This window comes from Seonamhaeicola sp. NFXS20 (assembly GCF_049132085.1).
Taxonomy (GTDB): Bacteria; Bacteroidota; Bacteroidia; order Flavobacteriales; family Flavobacteriaceae; genus Seonamhaeicola.
In genome coordinates, this window is the sequence record NZ_JAFMPU010000027.1 from 1 (window position 1) to 3,405 (window position 3,405).

The window sequence follows — 3,405 nt, forward strand, 5'->3', positions numbered from 1 at the left end:
TATAAACATGCTTTTAAAGCCTTTTAAAACACCAGAGTTTTTAAGTGTATAAAAACAGAAACCGCCTTTAAAAGACGGTTTCTAATTATAATTTTAGGATACATTATGGGCTTGTGCAACGGTTACCGGTGTTGTAACACGTTTTTTTAACTTTCTAAAAATCTTAAATTCAAATAGTTGTTATTCGGATTTGTAGGGTCGACATATAATTCAGTTTCCTGTTTAATCGCAAAGTGCATTTTTAATTTCGTTGTGTCCATATCAACGTTCAATTTGTATTTAATTGAGTCATTTTTATATGGTACATCTATAAGTATCACGTTATGATTAACATCAATATATTCATTCCGTGTGTTATATCCACTTCCGACTTCTATTTCTTGTTTGTAGCTATTGCTCTGTATTTCTAAATTATCTAAATCGACAATAACTTTATCTCCACTTCTAATCAAGTCAGAAATTCTTTTGCTTTCCTCATTCTCCGCTTTATCTATTAGAATTTTTGTTTTTAGCATATAAATCAGAAAAGGTATAATTAGAACTATTCCGACTGCTACAAAATAAAAATTAGTTTCTCCTGTAGCATTATATCTCCCTCTTCCGCCAATTCCTGCATAAATAATTATAAATCCTAAAAATGTAAGTCCAATAAAAATCCAACTTCCAAAATTAGATAGTATTTTTTTTAAGTTCATCAGTTTCTCAAATGTGTTACAACGTTTATGTATAAGGAAAGTTGCGTGTTTGTGTGCGAGGATTTTCCGAAGGAAAATCAGAAGCAAGCAAACGAGCAACTAACTTTGGTTTAACTAAAACTAGCAATTTTTTTTATACGGTGTTAGCAAACGTTTTTTAATTTTCACAAATTGGTTTAAGGTCATTTTCTGATAAATTAGTCTTAATCAAGTCATATTCAATTACGTAAGTAGAATTATTATAAAATTCATTTTTTTTATAATGAATCTTATTATCTCCAATAACTGTAAATGTATAAGTATAATATTCGTTTGTTCCATAGTCAGAATAGATTTCTAATTTGTCAGCTTCGTTTATTGTAATTTCGTCAAAGTCTGTATCGAACTCGCTCATTATGAAACAGTCACTTGAATTTGTTAATTTAAAAAAGTCAGGAATTGGGTTTAATATGTCATTTTTAACTAAATAAAACACTTCTGTTTGCTGATTTTCGGACACCCAAACTGTACCGTTATACTTTTGGAGGAAGGTTTCTTTTGATTTTTCGTCGTCGGAATTATTACTACACCCGAAAATTAATAGGACACTGATAGAAAGGATTAGTTGGCAGATTTGTTTTGTTTTTTTCATTTTTAATTTGTTTTCTTTTGTTAATGATTTTGGTAAATGTTTGCTAACGTGTTTGGCTATGATTTCGTTGCGGAAAAAATCCGTAGGATTCTTTCCGCCGTAGACGAAAGATAGCAAATTTGCGGTGAATTCCGATTAGGAATTCAGCCGCAATGAATTATAGCCGTTGTTGGCTACAGTATTTTTTAATATTCTCTTTTCAGACGTTTTTTGTATTCCGCTAATATTTTTTCCTTGTCTATTTCGGATAAACCGAAATTTGGTAATCTTTCAGGTGGTGGAATTTCGTCGTCAATCAATAGCACATTTTGTACAAGATATTCTCCAATATTTATATTCCAACCTAAACAACCAGATTGATAATCTATTTGGTAAGTCGTGTCACGAATAGCTCTTAATGTCAACTCTGTTTTATTAGAAAATTCTTTTTTTCTTAAAAGCCCCTCGTAAGCAATTCCTTTTACAATTCCGTTTGGATATTCAGTCAGTTTTAGAAGTTCCGATTCCGTTGCATTTTTCATTATCCATCTTCTTCTTTCAACTTCGTTTTTTGTTGAAATTCCCATTCCGCCAACTCCACTTGTAATTCCACGTAATTCTGCGACTTGAATAGAGTCTTTTATTTCTGCTCGGATTCCGTTCCAATTATAACTCCAATTAGGTTCATAGTTTGTCACAAAAGCAATAATAATTCCGATTCCGACAATTGTCAAAATCGGGAATAAAATCGAATATCGATTCTGCTTTTTGTTATTTCTACGTATTCTATTCATATTGTAGCCAACGGTTTGGCTATGGTTTCGTTGCGGAAAAAATCCGCAGGATTGTTTCCGCCGTAGCACGAAGATAGCAAAAAAGCAGGATTTTTCCGCAGGAAAAATCCGTAGCAATGAATTATAGCCCATGTTACCAAACGTAGTTTTATGCCCAGACAAAAGCAAAATAGCTTAAAAAGCGAAAACTGGTTGCGTTTTGCTTTTTTTTTCTAACACGTTCGCTTTTTATTTTAGGCGGTTAGTGACCCTGGCAAAAGTACACGAGCCCAAAAGTCCGATAAAATTTTTAGCAAGTAAATGACCATTAAACTACTGTTTTAAGCAGCAAATAGGCAAGTAGTTCGTCGTCCGAAATATTCAAATTTTTTTAGAGGAAACGAACTTTTTTAAATTTCTAGAAAATAGCAAAAAGGGAAAATCTGTTGGGTCTGTTTTTTTTGTAAAACTATGTTTGGTAACGTTTATGTGTATGGAAAGTTGCGTGCTTGTGTGCGAGGATTTTCCGAAGGAAAATCGGATGCAAGCAAGCAAAGCAACTGACATTGGTTTAGTATAAAACTAGCAATTTTTTATACACGGTGTTGTAGGTAGTGGTTTTATTCCGACTTTTCATATTCTGAATAATTATCCACAGTCGTTTTTCCGTTTATAACCAAGGTGTTCATTATATCAGCATAATTGGCTGTTTGGTTGTCAAAATCTTTTTCGAAAGTCAGGAACAGAATATTGTACAGATATTTACCGCTTACAAAACTTGAGTTAATTCCTTTAAATTTGTTTTCGCCTTTTGATGTCGAGATGAAATGTCTTAAAGGCTTTATGTTGTTGTAAAGGACTAAATCAATTTCAGAAACTTCGCAACCACAGGTTTCTTTGTAATAAGTCTCATATTGTCCGTCCAAAAGGTTTCCTTTTTCAAATCCATGTTCGGTTATTTTTGATATCAATAAAGTATATTGAAATTCATTTCCAGATGTTTTTACAAATACATCAATTTCCGCATTTGGTTGATTCCGATTAGAGTATTTTAAGTCCGAGTCCGATAAAAAAACATAATCTTCATTGTCATCCACAAAGAATTTTTTGTCAGTCTGCGAAAAGGATACATTTGTAACAAGTCCAAATAGTATTATTAATCTAAAAATTTTAATCATTTACGACTCTGTTTACATTACCTACAACGTACAGCTGTATGGTTAGTGGCTTGGTTTAAGCGTTGGCTTTATGCGGCCATTAATTATACAGCATGTTGTGTGCTTTATATTTTTAATTTAGTTTTTATAAAAGTAAAAAAATAAAGGAA

The 3,405-nt window shown here is 32.0% G+C and carries 4 protein-coding genes; all 4 read right to left on the reverse strand.

The annotated features are described in order from the left end of the window. Positions 1 to 146: 146 nt before the first annotated feature. Entirely contained in the window at positions 147 to 695 is a 549-nt protein-coding gene (locus tag J1D01_RS17225) for a hypothetical protein (RefSeq protein WP_421151743.1), read from the reverse strand. Positions 696 to 852: 157 nt separating this feature from the next. Next, entirely contained in the window at positions 853 to 1,326 is a 474-nt protein-coding gene (locus J1D01_RS17230; RefSeq protein ID WP_421151744.1) for a hypothetical protein, read from the reverse strand. Between the two features lie 185 nt (positions 1,327 to 1,511). Continuing rightward, positions 1,512 to 2,099, reverse strand: a complete 588-nt coding sequence (locus tag J1D01_RS17235) for a hypothetical protein (RefSeq protein ID WP_421151745.1) — start codon at positions 2,097 to 2,099, stop codon at positions 1,512 to 1,514. A 599-nt stretch (positions 2,100 to 2,698) separates the two neighbouring features. After that, positions 2,699 to 3,256, reverse strand: coding sequence for a hypothetical protein (locus tag J1D01_RS17240; RefSeq protein ID WP_421151746.1), 558 nt, complete (start codon positions 3,254 to 3,256; stop codon positions 2,699 to 2,701). Positions 3,257 to 3,405: the final 149 nt, after the last annotated feature.

Bases quoted from the DNA above. Each gene is read 5' to 3' on its own strand.
- J1D01_RS17225 (WP_421151743.1), bottom strand. From the start codon at position 695: ATGAACTTAAAAAAAATACTATCTAATTTTGGAAGTTGGATTTTTATT.
- J1D01_RS17230 (WP_421151744.1), bottom strand. From the start codon at position 1,326: ATGAAAAAAACAAAACAAATCTGCCAACTAATCCTTTCTATCAGTGTC.
- J1D01_RS17235 (WP_421151745.1), bottom strand. From the start codon at position 2,099: ATGAATAGAATACGTAGAAATAACAAAAAGCAGAATCGATATTCGATT.
- J1D01_RS17240 (WP_421151746.1), bottom strand. From the start codon at position 3,256: ATGATTAAAATTTTTAGATTAATAATACTATTTGGACTTGTTACAAAT.